Raw genomic sequence first — 16,805 nt, 5'->3', positions numbered from 1 at the left:
ATACGATATGAGATTGGCAGGATGAGACGGCCGCGGTGAGAATGGCAGCGCGAAACGGGCGGTCCGGATTGGGCGCGATCAGCCGATCATGCCCTCCGGACCTTTCACCAGGGCGATGAATTCGACGCGGTTCTCATTCGCCTGCGCGCTGACACGCCCGCCATTGCTGCGCGCGATCAGGCCTGTGTAATACGGCTGGATGGAACGGCCATCATAACCATTCTCCGGCGCCAGCGCTTCCAGCGCCCGTGCCGTGCCCGCCTCGAGGCGGGCGCGCGGGCCTTCCGAAATCACACGCAGGCGCGCACCACCACCGGTCTCGGTACCTTCGATGGTGACCGTACCGCCGCGCGGCGCCGCGGCGGCACCCAGCAGGCACATGTTCAGCAGCAGGCGGGCCGCCTGCTTTTCCAGTCCGGCCGACTCGACCTTCCAGACAATCTCCGGCTTGACCGACGAGAACATCGCCTCGGTCAGACGTTGCAGTTCGCGGCTGTCCATGATCCCGGGTGCCGAACCGCCGGCCCCGAAGGCCAGCCGGCAGAATTCCAGCTTGGCCTGGGCCTGGCGGGAGCTCTCTCGCACCAGCTCCATGGCATCATCATGCATGTCGGTGCTGTCAGGATCATCGAACACGCTGAGCGCTGCGCCCAGCGCCGAAACCGGGCTGACAAGGTCATGACAGAGCCGTGCACAGAGCAGGGCGGCGAGTTGGTCGGCCGGGAGTTCGGCGGGAAGATCATCTTGCATGCTTTTTTGCATACACGATTCTTTCGATCCGGGACCGGTTTTCGCACCGGAACTGCGATCCTCACCACGGAAAGGTCTTGGCAACCGGATCAGTCCAAGACATGATTCGTTCCCGGGCTGTGGGGACAGGTTCCGCGACGCACCCGAAGGATTTCGGGACCGGTGCGGAATTTGCTTGTTGGACCAGACACAGGTTCGCGTTCGGACCAGGCGTGCCGCGCGGACACATGTGTCGATTTGAGCAGACCGGAGTTTAGGGCCAGTGTCAGAATTTGACGTAACCCGTGCTGATACCCGTCGCACACGCGGCCTTGTCGCCCTTGCCAGCCTGACGCTTTCCGCCGGGCTGCTGGCCGCGTTGATGCTGACCGGCGAACCGAGCAGCGAAGCCGCCAGCGGCGAGGCGGTCAGCCTCGCCATGGTCGCTTCAGCCGATGCGCCCCTGGCAAGCGAGGCCGACGTCCCGCTTCAGGACGGAGCTGCGGCCGAGCCGTCGCTGGTCGCGCTGGATCCCGCTACCCTGCTGCACGTCAATGACGCAGCCTTCACCCGATGCACCAGCTGCCCGACCCGCATCCAGGCCGAACGCACCGTGCCGCGCGGCGGAACCATGGCCGGCCTGCTCGACGATGCCGGTGTCGACCGCGTCGAGGCCGCCCGCGCCATCGCGGCGCTGGGCACCGTTTTCGACCTGCGCTATCTGCGAGCCGGCGAGCGCATCAATCTCTATCTCGAGACCGAAACCCCGGCAGATGGCAGCCCGGCTGTGACCCGTTTTGAAGGCCTGTCCTTCCGCCCCGATATCGAGCGGTCGATCACCGTCGCCCGCACGTTTGATGACAGTTTCCGGGCCCGCGAGACCATCGCCCAGTTCGACCGTGAAATGGTTCGCGCCTCGGGCTCGATCACCGCCTCGCTCTATGTCGACGCCCTCGCCGCCGGTGCCACCGACCGGGTGGTGGTCGAACTGGCCGGCGTGCTCGCCTATGCCATCGACTTCCAGCGCTCGATCCAGCCCGGCGATGATTTCGACATCCTGTTCGAGCGTTTCGTCGACGAGGAAGGCAATACCGCCCGCACCGGCGACATCCTCTACGCCATGTATGATGGTCGCGGTGATCCCAAGGAATTCTTCCGCTACGAAACCGAAGACGGGATTGTCGGCTATTACAGCCCTGAAGGCGCCAGCGCCCAGCGTCTTTTGATGCTGACCCCGGTCAATGGCGCCCGTCTCTCCTCATCCTTCTCGAGAGCCCGTCGCCATCCGATCCTCGGCTATACACGCCGCCACAACGGTACCGATTTCGCCGCGCCGCGCGGCACGCCGGTGATGGCGGCTGGCAATGGCATCGTCGAACGCGCTGACCGCTTTGGCAGTTTCGGCAATTACGTCCGCATCCGCCACGCCAATGGCTACCAGACCGCCTATGCCCACCTGAACGGGTTCGCCCGCGGGATCCGCGCCGGCAGCCGCGTCACCCAGGGGCAGGTCATCGCCTATGTCGGCACCACCGGCCGCTCAACCGGCCCGCACCTGCATTATGAAGTCCACCACAATGGTACGGCGCGCAATCCGATGACGCTGGACCTGCCCACGGGCCGCCAGTTGTCAGAAGACGAGATCCCGCTGTTCGAAGCCGAACGCGACCGCATCATCGCCATCCGCGACGCCGCCCGTCCGGCCGCAGAGAACGAGACGCCGGTTGTGGCCGATGCCGGGAATGGCGCGCAGTAGGGTCTGGGGCTGCCAAATCAAAACCCGAACCCGCGTCCCGGTCGCCGCCTGTCATCGGCGCCAAGCGGGATTGCGACGCGTTTGATCTCGCTATTGCCAAGCCGTCCGGCTTGTTAGCGATTGGCTGATGCGAAACGCGTCGAGACCGGGAGATACGCATGATGCAAAGTTTCAAATCCGCTTGCCTTCTTATCGGCATGGGCTTGCTTGGCTATGCCGGGACCGCGTCTGCCCAACAAGCCGCCCCGCCTGTTTGCGGTCAGGACGTCGCACCGTATTCGGATTTCGATTTCGTCATCGGCGAGTGGGACTTCTTTGCTGCCGACGGACAACAGATCGGCACCCAGACCTATTCCCGGCGGGAGGCTGGCTGTCTGGTGGTTGAAGACTGGTCGACCTTCGATGGCGGAACAGGCACAGGAATGACCTTTGTCGACCCGGCCACCGGGCATTGGCGGCAGGTCTGGATGAGCCCGCGCTTTCACATCGACTATTCAGGCGGACTCGACGAAACGGGCGCAATGGTCCTGGAAGGCCTGTTGCACAGCAATGCGGACGGCAGCGAAATGCAGGTCCGGGGCGTTTGGGCACCACAGGAAGACGGCAGCGTCCGACAGGAATTCTGGGTCCGCCCGGACGACACGTCTGATTGGGCTCCCCTCTTTGTCGGATACACCCGACGCCGGTAACGCGGCTGGCCGAAACACGGGGACAGAAAACGGGGACACACATCATTTGTCTGATCTCCGCCCCGCCTTCGCGGAGCATCCATCAGGGATGACAACCGGCATCAAGGCGCATTGACCGCGCCCCTCGCCGCGCCTATCTAGCACCTCAGGCATGGAGATGCCCGCCGCTCGCAGGCTTTGGCCCTGGTGAAATCTCCCTTGAACACGACATTTCCCTCATCGTCATTGCGACATGCGGCGGGATGGCAAGGCGAGCCCCATCATTCGATCCGCATGCCAATACGAAAGGGCATGTCATGACCCCAACCCAACCGCTTTCGCGCGATGCGCTGAAAGCCCAGGCCCGGCGTTTGCGAAAAGCGCTGGAAGCCGAAGGCAATTTCATCTCGCACGGCGAGGCGCTGGAATTGCTGGCCCACCAGATGGGCTATCGCGACTGGAACACGCTGAGCGCCAAGACCGGCAACCGCCCCGACACGCCGCTAGCCGTCGGCGGTCGCGTCCGCGGTCGTTATCTCGGCCAGGCATTCGAGGCCGACATCATCGGCCTTCGAAGCATTGCCGGTGGCAATGGTGGCTGGCGAGTGTCGCTGAAGCTCGACGAGGCTGTCGATACGGTGAAATTCGATGGCTTCTCGAATTTGCGCCGCCGCATCAGCGGTACGGTCAGCAAGGATGGACGGTCCGTCGAGCGCACATCCGACGGGACACCTCACCTGCAACTATCGCTTCGGTAAAGCGCGAAACGAAAACTGGTTGAAAGCCATCAACCGAACCAGTACGACCCCGCCTGACTCATATGAGACGGGCGGGGTCGCATGCTCAATATCCTGGTTCTGTGCACGGGCAATTCCGCGCGCTCCATCCTGGGCGAAGCCCTGATCAATGCCCGTGGCGACGGCCGGGTCGCAGGATACTCCGCCGGCTCGACACCGACCGGCACGCCCAACCCGCTGGCCCTTGAGACCCTTGCCGCCCACGGCCTGCCCGCAACCGGCTACAGCTCCAAGAGCTGGGACGTGTATTCCGCGCCGGACGCGCCCGTCCTAGATGCCGTCATCACGGTCTGCGACAGCGCCGCTGCGGAAGTCTGCCCGATCTGGCCCGGCGCTCCGGTCAAGGCTCATTGGGGCCTGCCCGACCCGGCTGCGATTGCCGATGCCGAGGCCGCCCGAAAAGCCTTCCATCACACGTTCAACGCCCTGGACGCCCGCATCACCGCCTTGATGGCCGCGCTTGACGGCGATGATCGCGACGCGCTCAAACGCGCTTTCGACACCCTCAATGCCCGACCGAACGACAGCCGACAGGACACATCCGCATGACCGACACGACCCCTCAGGATGCCGCCCCGGGCGGCATCGGCTTCTTCGAGAAATGGCTGTCGGTATGGGTGGCCATGGGCATGGCTGGCGGCATCGCGCTCGGCGTGATCGTGCCGGACCTGTTCGCCTGGCTGGCCGGGTTTGAATACGCCTCGGTCAATCTCGCCATCGCGGTGCTGATCTGGGCCATGGTCTGGCCGATGATGATCCAGATCGACTTTGCCTCGCTGGCCCGCGTCGGCGAGCGTCCCAAAGGCCTGATCATCACCCTGGTCGTCAACTGGCTGATCAAGCCCTTCTCGATGGCGCTTCTGGGTGTCCTGTTCTTCGAGCATGTCTTCGCGCCCTGGCTGCAGCCCGAGGACGCGCAGCAATACCTGGCCGGCGTGATCATCCTCGGCGCCGCGCCGTGCACGGCGATGGTGTTCGTCTGGTCACAGCTGACCAAGGGCGATGCCAACTACACACTGGTCCAGGTCGCCGCCAATGACCTGATCATGGTCGTCGCCTTCGCCCCGATCGTCGCCCTGCTGCTGGGTGTGACCGACATCACGGTCCCGTGGGATACCCTGCTGCTGTCGGTCGGCCTGTATGTCGTCATCCCGCTGATCGTCGGCTGGCTGGCCCGCAAGGCGCTGTCGCGCGGCAAGTCCGCCGAGGCGGCGGACAAGGCTGTCGGTGATTTCACGGCGCTGATCAAGCCGGCCTCGATCATCGGCCTGATCGGCACGGTGGTGATCCTGTTCGGCTTTCAGGGCGAAGTCATCCTGACCCAGCCGGTCACCATCGCCATCATCGCCACGCCGCTGCTGATCCAGACCTATGGCATCTTCGTCATCGCCTATGGCGTCGCCTGGCTGTGGAAGACCCCGTTCAACATCGCCGCCCCGTGCGCGCTGATCGGCACCTCGAACTTCTTCGAGCTGGCCGTCGCCGTCGCCATCAGCCTGTTCGGCCTGAACTCCGGCGCCGCGCTGGCGACCGTGGTCGGGGTGTTGGTGGAGGTTCCGGTGATGCTGTCCCTGGTGGCCTTTGCCAACCGGACGCAGGGGTGGTTTGCGGGGCGTTAGGGGCCGGGCGAACCGGAATCTCCATCGGAAACGTCCGCGCCTCGCGGAGAGATATTCATTCTTGGCTTGTCAGCCGTTTGCCCAGGCAGGTTCAGCGCGTCAAGGGCGGCCTTGCCGCCGCGAAGCGGCCCTTGGCCCTTGACGCGCTGGACCTGCCTGGGCCTGATCTCGGCAAGCCAACAATGGACGCTTGGGCAGGCGGGCTGCCCGTTTTCGAACGAGAATGGGGCGGCCATCACGACCACCCCAAACATCAATTCACCGCTTCCAGCTTCGGCGCTTTCACGCCCACAGCGACGCCATTCACAGTCAGAACGCCGGCCTCGGTCGAGACCTGGATGGTGTCGCCATCCTTGATGCCGCCTTCCAGCAGGAGGCGGGCCAGCGGGTCCTGGAGCTCCTTCTGGATGACACGCTTCAAGGGACGCGCACCATAGGCCGGGTCATAGCCCTTGGCGGCGAGCCAGCTGCGGGCGCCGGCGTCGATTTCGACGGTCATGCGGCGATCGGCCAGCAGGCGGTCGAGATAGCCCAGCTGAATGTCGACAATGGCACCCATATGCTCTTCGGCGAGTTTGCGGAAGAGGATGATCTCGTCGATCCGGTTGAGGAATTCCGGACGGAAATGCCCGCGCACCGAAGCCATCACGCTGTCGCGCGCATCCTCGGCATCATCGACCAGCTGCAGGTGCTCGGAACCCAGGTTCGAGGTCATGATGATGATCGTGTTGCGGAAGTCGACCGTGCGGCCCTGACCATCGGTCAGGCGGCCATCATCGAGGACTTGCAGCAGCACGTTGAAGACATCCGGATGCGCCTTCTCGATCTCGTCGAGCAGGACGACCTGATAGGGACGCCGGCGCACGGCTTCGGTCAGGGCACCGCCCTCCTCATAGCCGACATAACCCGGAGGCGCGCCGATCATGCGGGCGACCGAATGCTTCTCCATGTATTCCGACATGTCGAGGCGGGAGACCGCCTGTTCGTCATCGAACAGGAATTCAGCGAGCGCCTTGGTCAGTTCGGTCTTGCCGACCCCGGTCGGGCCGAGGAAGAGGAAGGAGCCGATTGGACGGGCCGGGTCCTTGAGGCCGGCGCGGGCGCGGCGCACGGCGTCGGACACCGCTTCCAGAGCCGGGTCCTGGCCGATCACGCGGCCGCGCAGCGCGTCTTCCATGCGCAGGAGCTTGTCACGCTCGCCTTCCAGCATCTTGTCGACGGGCACACCGGTCCAGCGCGAGACGATCTGGGCGATCTGCTCGTCATCGACGACCTCCTGCATCGTGGTCCCGTCATCGCCCTCGGCCTCGGCGGCGGCGAGCTTGCGTTCCAGATCGGGCAGCTGGCCGTATTTGATCTCGGACGCCCGACCCAGATCACCGCGACGCTCGGCATCGGCGAGATCGGAGCGGGCGCGGTCGATGGCTTCCTTGAAGGTCGTGGCAGAGGCCAGCTTGTCCTTTTCGGCGCGCCAGGTGGCGGTCAGCTCGGCGGAACGGGATTCCAGTTCAGCGACTTCCTTGGTGATAGTGGCCAGACGGTCCTTCGACGCGTCGTCGCTTTCCTTTTTGAGCGCTTCCGCCTCGATCTTCAGCTGGATGGCCCGGCGATCAATCTCGTCGAGTTCTTCCGGCTTCGAGTCGATCTGCATGCGCAAGCGGGCCGAGGCCTCGTCCATCAGGTCGATCGCCTTGTCCGGCAGGAAACGGTCGGTGATGTAGCGATTGGACAGGTTGGCGGCCGAGACGATGGCGCTGTCAGCGATGCGCACGCCGTGGTGCACCTCGTATTTTTCCTTCAGGCCGCGCAGGATGGAGACCGTGTCCTGGACGGTCGGCTCCTCGATCATGACCGGCTGGAAGCGCCGCGCCAGGGCCGCGTCCTTTTCGACATGCTTGCGGTACTCGTCCAGCGTGGTGGCGCCGACGCAGTGCAACTCACCGCGCGCCAGGGCCGGCTTCAAGAGGTTGGAGGCATCCATGGCGCCATCGGTCTTGCCGGCGCCGACAAGCGTGTGCATCTCGTCGATGAAGAGGATGATCTGGCCATTGGCGCCCTCGACTTCCGACAGGACTGCCTTCAAGCGTTCCTCAAACTCGCCACGATATTTCGCACCGGCGATCAGGGAGCCCATGTCCAGCGCCAGCAGACGCTTTTCCTTCAGGCTTTCCGGCACATCGCCATTGACGATGCGCAGGGCGAGACCTTCGGCGATGGCGGTCTTGCCGACACCCGGCTCACCGATGAGGACAGGATTGTTCTTGGTTCGGCGTGACAGGACCTGGATGGCGCGGCGGATTTCCTCGTCGCGGCCGATGACCGGGTCGAGCTTGCCCTCGCGGGCCACCTCGGTCAGGTCGCGGGCGTATTTCTTGAGCGCCTCATAGCCGTCTTCCGCCGACTGGCTGTCGGCGGTCTTGCCCTGGCGCAGATCATTGATGGCGGTATTGAGCGCCTGCGGTGTCACGCCGGCGGCCTTGAGAATGTCAGCCACCTTGGTGCCGCTGGCCAGGGCCATGGCGAGCAGGATGCGCTCGGCGGTGACGAACTGGTCCCCGGCCTTGGTGGAGGCTTCTTCTGCGGCGCCGAACAGCTTGGCCGTCTCGGGCGCGAGGTAGAGTTTGGCGTCGGCGGCGTCGACACGCGGAATCGCGGCCAGGGCCTGGTCGACCCCGTCCTGGACCTGCCGCAGGCGACCGCCCGCCGCCTTGATGAGATTGCCGGCCAGACCGGCATTGTCGTCCATCAACGCCTTGAGCAGGTGCGCGGGCGCAAACTGCTGATGGCTGGACTTGAGCGCCAGGCCCTGTGCGGCCTGGATGATCGACCGCGCGCGGTCTGTATAAGTATCGAATTCCATGTCGATCCCCCGGAAAAGGCGAGATAGGTTACGTTTCGCCGCCTTGATCAAGCACGGCCAAATCGCGTTTCAGACCGCATGTAGGTGTTGCATATGCACCACACAAGAGGTCGACCCGCGACATTCTGACCACGGTTTCGAGCGGAACTCACGGAGCGACTCAATCCCATGCCCCAGCTTACAGCCATCACGCGCTTTCCGGTCAAAGGGCTTGGACCGGACCAACTGCCGCACGTCGAACTGTCCGCCAATGCCACCCTGCCGCTTGATCGCGCGTGGGCGATCGAGAACGGTCCCTCGCCCTTTGATGACAGCGCGCCGGGACATGTGAAGAAGAAGCATTTCCTGATGCTCGCCGGGCAGGCCGAACTGGCGCGTCTCGACTGTCGATACGCCGCAGACGGGCGCACGGTAACAGCCCGTCTCGATGGCGGGGCGCCGATCGAGGTCGCGCTGGAAGACCCGGCATCCCATCCGCCCCTGTTCGATTGCCTTGCCTCCCTGCTCGGCGACGCCGTGCGCGGCCCGCTGCGTCTGGTCCACGCGCCCGGCCAGGCCATGACTGACATCCCGATGCCGCAGATTTCCCTGATCAATGCCGCCTCGGTCCGGGACCTTGCGGAGAAAACCGGCCTGCCGCTCGACCCGGTCCGTTTTCGCGGCAATCTACTGGTTGAGGGGCTGGCACCGTGGGAGGAGTTCCAGCTGGTCGGGCAGAATATCCGCATCGGCGGGGTCGAACTGCGCGTCGAGTCGCGCATCCGGCGCTGCGCCGCGACCAGCGTCGACCTCAAGACCGGGACCCGTAATACAGATGTGCCCGCGGCGCTGTTCGAGCACTACGGGCACATGGACTGTGGTCTCTACCTGACCGTCCTGGAAGACGGGGTGATCGCGCTTGGCGATCCGGTCAGCCTGGCCTAGGCAGCCTCGGTTTCCGGGTCGTCTCCGCCGGCCTTGTCGTCATTATTGGCGTCACTGTCGGCGGCATCAGATGCGTTCTTCAGCGCAGCCTCGGCGGCGCGGGCCGCTTCCATTTCTGCCTTGGTGCGGCGTGGACGACGGGTACGACGCGGAGCTTCGTCGGACTGCGGAGCCGATTCGGCGGCCGGTGTCGGGGCCGGAGTGTCGCCTTCCGGGGTCACGACGCCGAGCGGGTCGGCAGCCGGCTCGCGATTGCCGTCGCGATCCTGGGGCCGGTCCTGGTCGCGACCATTCGGGCGGTTGCGGTTATTGCGCCCACGACGCGGTTCACGCCCATCGCCCTGCTCATTGCGATCATTGCGGTCGCGCCGCTCGCGCGGCTGGCGGTCCTGACGATCCTGGTTATTGGACTGGTGATTGCCGGACTGCTGACCGTCATCCTCGTCATCAACACTGTCATTGCCGTTATTGTCGTCATCCTGGTTGGGATCACGCTTGGGCTGGTTGAGCTGGACAATCCGCAGATAGTGCTCGGCGTGCTGGAAAAGGTTTTCCGCCCGCACCCGGTCACCGGCCAGAGACGCATCACGCGCCAGCTGCATGTATTTGTCATAGATCTGGGACGCGTTGCCGCGGATCTTCACTTCCGGGCCATTGCTCTCATAGCTCCGGTTTGCGGAATTGCCGGGCTTACGTCCTCGACCACGTTGACGCTTCATATCGCGTTATCCTGTTCAACAGCGATGCTTATCTGACTTCTGGCTTGGCGGTGCATTCGCAGGTGCAAGCCTGTGCGCTGATACCGTGGGGATCCAACTGATTGACCGGATAATGGCAAGTGGGTCATCCGGCCGCGCGAGACCCCCGTACTGGCGCGATCCACCTGCCTTGATCGGGACCCTAGACCGCGAGGCCAGGCATTCCAAGCCCTTTTAGCCGTCCACAGCGCTGGCACCGGCGCCCCGCCTGCCCATCACCACCCGATCATTCCCGGCCAGATCCGGCAAGACCCGGATTTCGACCAGCCCGGCCTCGTGCGCCAGGGTGCTTACGCTTTCACCCTGATCATGGCCGATTTCCAGTGCGAACAGGCCATTCGGCACCAGAAGGCGCGGCAGGTCGGTAATGATTTCGCGATAGGCGTCGAGCCCGTCAGTGCCGCCATCGAGAGCGAGCGCAGGCTCGTGATCGCGCACTTCCGGCTCCAGTCCGGCGAGGACATCCGAGACGATGTAGGGCGGGTTCGAGACCAGCACATCGACCGATCCGTCGGCCAGGCCCTCGCCCCAGCGGCCCTGCGAAAAGCCCGCCCGATTCGCCAGCCCGCACCGGACAGCATTGGCGGTCGCGATGGCCAGAGCCGGTGCCGACAGGTCAACACCGAGCCCGCTCCAGCCCGCTCGTTCACTCAACAAGGCAAGCAGGATGGCCCCGGAGCCGGTCCCCAGATCGACCAGCCGGGCGGGCGCATCATCAGCATCGGCCAGCACCGCCTCGACCAGGGTTTCCGTGTCGGACCGGGGTGTCAGCACATCGGGCGTGACGGCCAGGTCGAGCGTCCAGAAGGGCTGGCTTCCCAGCACTTGCGACAGCGGGACCCGCGACAGGCGGCGCCAGGCGAGCGCCGCCAGCTGGTCCGCCGCCTGCCAGGAAAACAGCGCCGGGTCGGCCAGCGCATCAGACAGGCGGGCTGGTGCCAGCACATGATTGATCAGGAAACGGCTCTCATCGGCGCCTTCATCGATCCCGGCCGCGATCAGGCGCGCACCCAGATCGGCGCGGATATCGGCCAGCGACAGGCCCTGCCAGGCTTCCAGCAGGGGTTTGTGGGCTGCGGCATCAAAACCTGATTTCGCGGTGTCCACCATCGTGTCGAAGGGCCCGCCCGACATGTGAGCCTACGCGTCGTCTTCAAGCGCCGCGAGACGAGCCGCCTGATCTTCCGCGATCAAGGCCGTGACCACCTCGTCCAGCCCGTCACCGGCGACAATGTCGTCCAGCTTGTAGAGGGTCAGATTGATGCGGTGATCTGAGACCCGGCCCTGGGGATAGTTATAGGTGCGGATGCGCTCGGAACGGTCGCCCGATCCAATCTGGCCCTTGCGCTCGGCAGCCCGTTCGGCATTGGCCGCCTCACGCTGCATGTCATAGAGCTTGGCCTTGAGGATTTCCTGCGCCCGGGCCCGGTTCTGGTGCTGGGACTTTTCCTGGCAGACAACCACGATCCCGGTCGGGATATGGGTCATGCGCACGGCACTGTCGGTCTTGTTGACGTGCTGCCCACCGGCGCCCGAAGCCCGCATCGTGTCAACCCGGACATCACCCATGTCGAGCTCGATATCGATGTCTTCCGGCTGCGGCATGATCGCGACGGTCGCGGCAGAGGTGTGGATGCGGCCCTGGCTTTCGGTCGCCGGAACCCGCTGGACCCGGTGCACACCGCTCTCGAATTTCAGCCGTCCGAACACGCCATTGCCGGAGATCGCGGCGACGACTTCCTTGTAGCCGCCATGCTCACCGTCGGAGGCCGAGACCAACTCCCAGCTCCAGCCCTGCAGCTGGGCGTAGCGCTGGTACATGCCATAGAGATTGCCGGCGAAAATGGCGGCCTCGTCGCCGCCTGTGCCGGCCCGGATCTCGATCATGGCATTGGCGCTGTCGTCCTTGTCTTTCGGCAACAGCATCAGGCTCATCGCGTGCTCGAGCTCGGGAAGGCGCTCCTTCAGCGCATAGAATTCCTCCCGCGCCATCTCGGCCATTTCCGCGTCATCGCCCTCCATCATCTCGGCGAGCTCGGCCAGTTCGGCGCGGGCCGACTTCAGCGCATTGGCCTTTTCGGCCACGGGTTTCAGCTCGGCATGCTCCTTGGAGAGCTTGACGATTTCATCGGCATCGCCGGCGGCGCCCAGGCGGGCTTCCACCTGGTCGAACCGGTCAATGACTTGGGCGAGTCTGGCTTCAGGTGCGTGCATGCTGCTCCGTTAGCACCTCGTGCCGACGATGAAAATCCTGTGCCGCTGTCAGGCCCTGCGTCAGGCCAGCACCGCCATCACATTGCGGACCGCCATGATGACCAGCACGATCGAGCCGAGGCAGAAGACCAGGAAGCGCATGGGGATGAAGTTCCACAGGCACTGGATCAGCGAGTGGACCACCCGGATCAGCACATAGGCCCAAGCCAGCATGATGTTGAACTCGTCCGACACGCCGACGAGGTGCGAATATAGCACCAGCGCGTAGAAGATCACCGGCTGTTCGTGCAGGTGATTGTAATTGTCCGCAATGCGCCGCACCTCGATGGGCAAGCGCTCCATGGCGGACTTGTCTTTCACCGTCGCCGGATCGATCCCGGCCTTGCGCATGGCCGGAATGCGGGTGGCATACATCCACACCCACATGATCAGCGTCCAGCACACCAGCGCCAAAATCGGCGTCATCATCGATTGGAACATCTTGCAGCCCTCCCCGGCCATTTTGCCGGAGGTTAGTCCGAGTTGGCCGGATTTGGCGAGGGGTGGATTTTCGATCTGCATGCCACCCGGTTTGTCATCCCGGGTGCACGACCAGCCGCATTTCCGCCGCGGTCCCTGCCAAATCCCGCCTTGCGCTGGGTCTAGCCTCTTGCAGGACCCGCCGAGATCGCGCCATATGGGATTAAATTCGAACATGCCGGATTCAACGATGGAATTTCACCGCACCAAGCGCTTGCCGCCATACGTTTTCGAAGAAGTCAATCGTCTGAAAGCCAAATTGCGGGCCGATGGCGCGGACATCATCGATTTCGGCATGGGCAATCCGGACCTGCCGACGCCGCCACATATCCTGACCAAGCTTCGCGAGGCGACCGAAAACCCGCGCACCAACGGCTATTCCGCCTCGCGCGGCATTCCCGGCCTGCGCAAGGCCCAGGCGCGCTATTACAAGCGGCGCTTTGATGTCGATCTGGACGCCGACAGCGAGGTCATTGTCACACTGGGTTCCAAGGAAGGCTTCGCCAACCTGGCCCAGGCGATCACGGCACCGGGCGATGTGATCCTGGCGCCCTCGCCCTCCTATCCGATCCATACGTTCGGCTTTCTCATTGCCGGTGGCACGATACGGCATGTCCACGCCCCGTCGCCGGAAGACTATCTGCGCGGACTCGAACACGCAGCGAGGCATTCGGTTCCGAGTCCGATAGCGGTCGTGGTCTGTTTTCCCTCCAACCCCACGGCACAAACCGCCTCGCTGGATTTTTACAAGGAGGTCGTGAAGTTCGCGACCAAGCACGACCTGCTCATCCTGTCCGATCTCGCCTATTCAGAGATCTATTTCGGTGACCAGCCGACCCCGTCCATGTTGCAGGTCGAGGGCGCCAAGGATCGCACGATCGAGTTCACCTCGATGTCGAAGACCTATTCCATGGCCGGGTTCCGGGTTGGTTTTGCCGCCGGCTCGGCCCGCCTGGTCGGAGCGCTGGCGCGGGTGAAATCCTATCTCGACTATGGCGCCTACACACCGGTCCAGGTCGCGGCCTGTGCGGCTCTTGATGGACCGCAGGACTGCGTCGATGAGACCCGCGCCATCTACAAGCACCGCCGCGATGTTCTGGTGGAGAGCTTCAGCCGCGCCGGCTGGACAATCCCATCGCCGGAAGCCTCGATGTTTGCCTGGGCGCCCCTCCCAAGCGGTTGCGAGGAGATGGGGTCGCTGGAGTTTTCCAAGCAGTTGATGGAAGAGGCCGGCGTCGCCGTCGCGCCGGGCATCGGCTTTGGCGAGCATGGTGAAGGCTATGTCCGCCTCGCTCTGGTCGAGAACGAACAGCGTATCCGCCAGGCCGCGCGCGGCGTGGGCGAATTCCTCAAATCCAGACAGCCGGCAATCCGGGCGGTCTGACCGCCCGGACCACCAGTTCTGGCTGACCCGGTTGAGGGAGGATGCCGGGCCGGCAGTCCGATCTGACGTCTAGAAGTAGTGACGGATCACCGTGGAGTGTGACCACAGGCCACCGGCCTTGGCCCGGCCACGACGGCGACGCATGCGGGCCTGCATCACGGTCCGGACTTCTTCCAGCGGCGGCTTGGCCTCCGCATCCGGTGCCTTCAGGTCTTCGCGGTGCGCGATGAATTCGGCGTAGGCTTCCAGCTCCGGAGCCAGACCGGCGGCGACCAGTTCGATCATGATCGCGTCATCGATATAGCCGATGCCAGGGGTGGAGTCCGGGATGAGGTCATCCGGGTCGACAAAATAAGCCAGCGCATTGAGCACACGCTCACGGTCTTCGCCTTCCAGCTTCCATTCGGCATCGTCCAGCATGGCAACAAGCGGGCCGAGCTGACGCAGGCGCGTCTTGACGAATTCCGGCGGATTGGCGGCCAGTGCCTTGGTGATCATGTCCGCCACGCCAGCCATGATGCGGCTTTCGTCCAGATCGGCACGGTCTTCGCGCGCCTTGTCGAGACGGTCCCGGAAGAAGGCGAGATCGGATTCGGACAGTTCGAACTCAACCTTGAGGGTCGGGGTGGACGGGTTGGTCATGACAGCGGGGCACCTTTCTGAAGCCGTTGATTGATGGAGAGCTTGTCGCACTTCGCCTGACAATGGAACAGCGGGAACAGAAAGGTTGCTGTCCCGGGGGATGCCGGCACGCCGGTTCCGCATCCACCCTGCCGCCGGGCGGTCGGCTCACCCTTCCTTAACCATCAATCCAGTCTTCGCTGCCAATCACCGTGCGGCACGACTATCCTGCGGGCATGAACATCGCTTTCAATACAGCCGTGACTGGCATGATGGCCGCCCAGTCCCACGCCGGCGACGCTGCGCGCGAAGTGGTCAATAATGCTGCCAAGGGTCAGGACATCATCCAGGCCTCGGTGGCGCTGAAAAAGGCGGAAGCCGCCCATTCTGCCTCCGCCATGACAGCCCGTATTGCCAGCGAGATGACGGACACGCTGCTGGACATCACCGTCTAGCCAGACTTCCGGTCGGTGGGTGGCCGGTGGGCGTCATCCCCCTGCGCCAGGCCCGCGATGGCCGACTGTCCAGGCCGGGGGGATGACGAGCCCGCACCGGCCCCGGAAACCAGCCTCGCAATTTACCGCGAACATGCCTAAATCACCGGCATGACCCATACCGTATCCGTCGATATCGTCTCCGACCTCGTCTGCCCCTGGTGCTGGCTGGGCAAGCGCCATTGGGACCAGGCCCGAAAGCTGACCGCCGACATCAAGGTTGAAACGGTCTGGCGACCCTACCAGCTCGACCCGACGCTGGCCCGCGAAGGGCGCCCCTACAAGGACTATATGCGCGATAAATTCTCCGGCGCCGAAGCTTCTGGCCGGTGGAAAGCCATGCGCGACCATCTCGAACAGGCCGGACCGACTGTCGGCATCGATTTCCGCTTCGACGACATCGCCATGCGACCCAATACGCTGGACGCGCACCGCCTGATGCGCTGGGCCGGCGGACAGGGACGCACCGCCGAGATGGCAGAGGCCCTGTTCTCGGCCTTTTTCACGCATGGCCGCGATATCGGTGACCGTGACACGCTGATCGCCCTCGCCGGTGATGCCGGGCTCGACCGCGACGTGACCGCCGACCTGCTGGCCACCGACAAGGACGAGAAAGCCGTCTGGGAAGAAGAGCTGTTCTATCGCAAGCTCGGGGTTTCCGGCGTGCCCACCTATATTTTCAATGGACGCTTCGCCGTGTCCGGCGCCCAGGAACCGGCTGTTCTGGCCGACGCCATCCGCCAGGCCGTCAAGGAGCCGGCGGAAACTGAATAAGTCCGCACGAGCGGACGGGTCAAAGGGGAGAGACCATCATGACCGGACTTGACGCATTCGCACTCTATACGGGCCTGAACGGCCTGTTGCTGATCGCCCTCGCCTACAATGTCATCCGGCACCGCCAGCGCTCGAAAATCGGCATCGGCACAGGCAATGACGCCGAGCTGGAGCGTGCCTGCCGGGTACACGGCAATGCGGTGGAATATGTACCGGTCGCCCTAGTCATCATTGGCGCCCTGGCCATGACCAGTGCGCCGGTCCTCGTCGTCCATGGTGTCGGCATCCTGCTGACGGTCGGACGTGCCCTGCATGCCTGGGGTCTGTCATCTTCCGCCGGCACAACACCGGGGCGTTTCATTGGCACACTGCTGACCTGGATCAGCATTGTCGCCGGATCGGGCTTCCTGATCTGGACGGCGGTCAGTTGAGCCATTGCCCGGCGGGGCCTCGCGGGGCTATAGCGCTCACATGACCAAGACGTTCAAAGCCCCCGACCCCGCAGCCCTGCAGGAGATTGCAGCCGACCTTGTCGCCCGCGCGCTGAAAGCCGGCGCCGACAGTGCCGAGGCTTCGGTTGCCGAGTCGCGCGAAACCGAGCTTTCGGTGCGCGATGGCAAGCTGGAGGATATCGGCCGTTCGGAAAGCCTGGATGCCGGCCTTCGCGTGTTTGTCGGCAAGCGGCAGG

Annotated in this window: 18 protein-coding genes; 11 read left to right on the top strand and 7 right to left on the bottom strand. The window is 64.2% G+C overall.

All coding sequences use genetic code 11. The annotated features are described in order from the left end of the window. Positions 1-78: 78 nt before the first annotated feature. Positions 79-750 (bottom strand): histidine phosphotransferase ChpT, encoded by a 672-nt coding sequence (gene chpT / locus ACN0X9_RS09165; RefSeq protein WP_417487306.1) that lies wholly within the window; start codon positions 748-750, stop codon positions 79-81. A 262-nt stretch (positions 751-1,012) separates the two neighbouring features. On the opposite strand from chpT, the gene ACN0X9_RS09160 reads away from it, so the two are divergent. The 5 genes from ACN0X9_RS09160 to arsB all read left to right on the top strand — a co-directional run bounded on the left by ACN0X9_RS09160 (position 1,013) and on the right by arsB (position 5,569). Further along, complete coding sequence (locus tag ACN0X9_RS09160; protein WP_417487305.1) at positions 1,013-2,485, top strand: peptidoglycan DD-metalloendopeptidase family protein; 1,473 nt, start codon at positions 1,013-1,015, stop codon at positions 2,483-2,485. A 158-nt stretch (positions 2,486-2,643) separates the two neighbouring features. Further along, on the top strand, positions 2,644-3,174 hold the full coding sequence (locus ACN0X9_RS09155; protein ID WP_417487304.1) for a hypothetical protein: 531 nt from the start codon (positions 2,644-2,646) through the stop codon (positions 3,172-3,174). 296 nt (positions 3,175-3,470) lie between these two features. Beyond that, positions 3,471-3,911: a glyoxalase superfamily protein gene (locus tag ACN0X9_RS09150; RefSeq protein WP_417487303.1), complete on the top strand. Its 441-nt coding sequence runs from the start codon at positions 3,471-3,473 to the stop codon at positions 3,909-3,911. Between the two features lie 81 nt (positions 3,912-3,992). Then, a complete protein-coding gene (locus ACN0X9_RS09145) occupies positions 3,993-4,499 on the top strand; it encodes an arsenate reductase ArsC (RefSeq protein ID WP_417487302.1) in 507 nt (168 codons plus the stop codon). Continuing rightward, positions 4,496-5,569 carry an ACR3 family arsenite efflux transporter gene (gene arsB, locus ACN0X9_RS09140; RefSeq protein ID WP_417487301.1) on the top strand — a complete coding sequence of 358 codons (1,074 nt, stop codon included), beginning with the start codon at positions 4,496-4,498 and terminating at the stop codon, positions 5,567-5,569. Before ACN0X9_RS09145 ends, arsB begins: the two co-directional genes overlap by 4 nt. Before the next feature lie 253 nt (positions 5,570-5,822). Here arsB and clpB read toward each other — a convergent pair whose 3' ends face one another. Next, a complete protein-coding gene (gene clpB / locus ACN0X9_RS09135) occupies positions 5,823-8,429 on the bottom strand; it encodes an ATP-dependent chaperone ClpB (RefSeq protein ID WP_417487300.1) in 2,607 nt (868 codons plus the stop codon). A gap of 168 nt (positions 8,430-8,597) precedes the next feature. On the opposite strand from clpB, the gene ACN0X9_RS09130 reads away from it, so the two are divergent. Further along, positions 8,598-9,353 carry an MOSC domain-containing protein gene (locus ACN0X9_RS09130; RefSeq protein WP_417487299.1) on the top strand — a complete coding sequence of 252 codons (756 nt, stop codon included), beginning with the start codon at positions 8,598-8,600 and terminating at the stop codon, positions 9,351-9,353. Here the strand turns inward: ACN0X9_RS09130 and ACN0X9_RS09125 are convergent. The 4 genes from ACN0X9_RS09125 to ACN0X9_RS09110 form a co-directional block, all read right to left on the bottom strand. Next, positions 9,350-10,072, bottom strand: coding sequence for a DUF4167 domain-containing protein (locus tag ACN0X9_RS09125; RefSeq protein WP_417487298.1), 723 nt, complete (start codon positions 10,070-10,072; stop codon positions 9,350-9,352). The genes ACN0X9_RS09130 and ACN0X9_RS09125 overlap by 4 nt on opposite strands. 213 nt (positions 10,073-10,285) lie before the next feature. Continuing rightward, positions 10,286-11,245 (bottom strand): peptide chain release factor N(5)-glutamine methyltransferase, encoded by a 960-nt coding sequence (gene prmC, locus ACN0X9_RS09120; protein WP_417487297.1) that lies wholly within the window; start codon positions 11,243-11,245, stop codon positions 10,286-10,288. 6 nt (positions 11,246-11,251) lie between these two features. Then, a complete protein-coding gene (gene prfA / locus ACN0X9_RS09115; RefSeq protein WP_417487296.1) occupies positions 11,252-12,325 on the bottom strand; it encodes a peptide chain release factor 1 in 1,074 nt (357 codons plus the stop codon). Positions 12,326-12,385: 60 nt separating this feature from the next. Next, positions 12,386-12,805, bottom strand: a complete 420-nt coding sequence (locus tag ACN0X9_RS09110) for an MAPEG family protein (RefSeq protein ID WP_417487295.1) — start codon at positions 12,803-12,805, stop codon at positions 12,386-12,388. A gap of 214 nt (positions 12,806-13,019) precedes the next feature. Here ACN0X9_RS09110 and ACN0X9_RS09105 point away from each other — a divergent pair, with 214 nt between their 5' ends. Beyond that, entirely contained in the window at positions 13,020-14,228 is a 1,209-nt protein-coding gene (locus ACN0X9_RS09105) for an LL-diaminopimelate aminotransferase (protein ID WP_417487294.1), read from the top strand. 69 nt (positions 14,229-14,297) lie between these two features. On the opposite strand, the gene ACN0X9_RS09100 is transcribed toward ACN0X9_RS09105, so the two are convergent. Then, positions 14,298-14,870, bottom strand: coding sequence for a YkvA family protein (locus ACN0X9_RS09100; protein WP_417487293.1), 573 nt, complete (start codon positions 14,868-14,870; stop codon positions 14,298-14,300). Positions 14,871-15,085: 215 nt separating this feature from the next. Between ACN0X9_RS09100 and ACN0X9_RS09095 the strand changes: the two genes are divergently transcribed. From ACN0X9_RS09095 to ACN0X9_RS09080, 4 genes are all read left to right on the top strand, one after another. Beyond that, positions 15,086-15,304: a hypothetical protein gene (locus tag ACN0X9_RS09095; RefSeq protein ID WP_011642582.1), complete on the top strand. Its 219-nt coding sequence runs from the start codon at positions 15,086-15,088 to the stop codon at positions 15,302-15,304. 150 nt (positions 15,305-15,454) lie between these two features. After that, a complete protein-coding gene (locus ACN0X9_RS09090; RefSeq protein ID WP_417487292.1) occupies positions 15,455-16,117 on the top strand; it encodes a DsbA family oxidoreductase in 663 nt (220 codons plus the stop codon). A gap of 38 nt (positions 16,118-16,155) precedes the next feature. Next, positions 16,156-16,548 (top strand): MAPEG family protein, encoded by a 393-nt coding sequence (locus ACN0X9_RS09085; RefSeq protein ID WP_417487291.1) that lies wholly within the window; start codon positions 16,156-16,158, stop codon positions 16,546-16,548. A 40-nt stretch (positions 16,549-16,588) separates the two neighbouring features. Next, on the top strand, positions 16,589-16,805 hold a 217-nt coding region (locus tag ACN0X9_RS09080), incomplete at its 3' end, for a PmbA/TldA family metallopeptidase (RefSeq protein ID WP_417487290.1).

It is taken from the genome of Maricaulis sp., from assembly GCF_048268525.1.
GTDB lineage: Bacteria > Pseudomonadota > Alphaproteobacteria > Caulobacterales > Maricaulaceae > Maricaulis.
The sequence above is the reverse complement of the archived record's forward strand: the minus strand, read 5'-3'. Positions and strand labels throughout refer to the sequence as shown.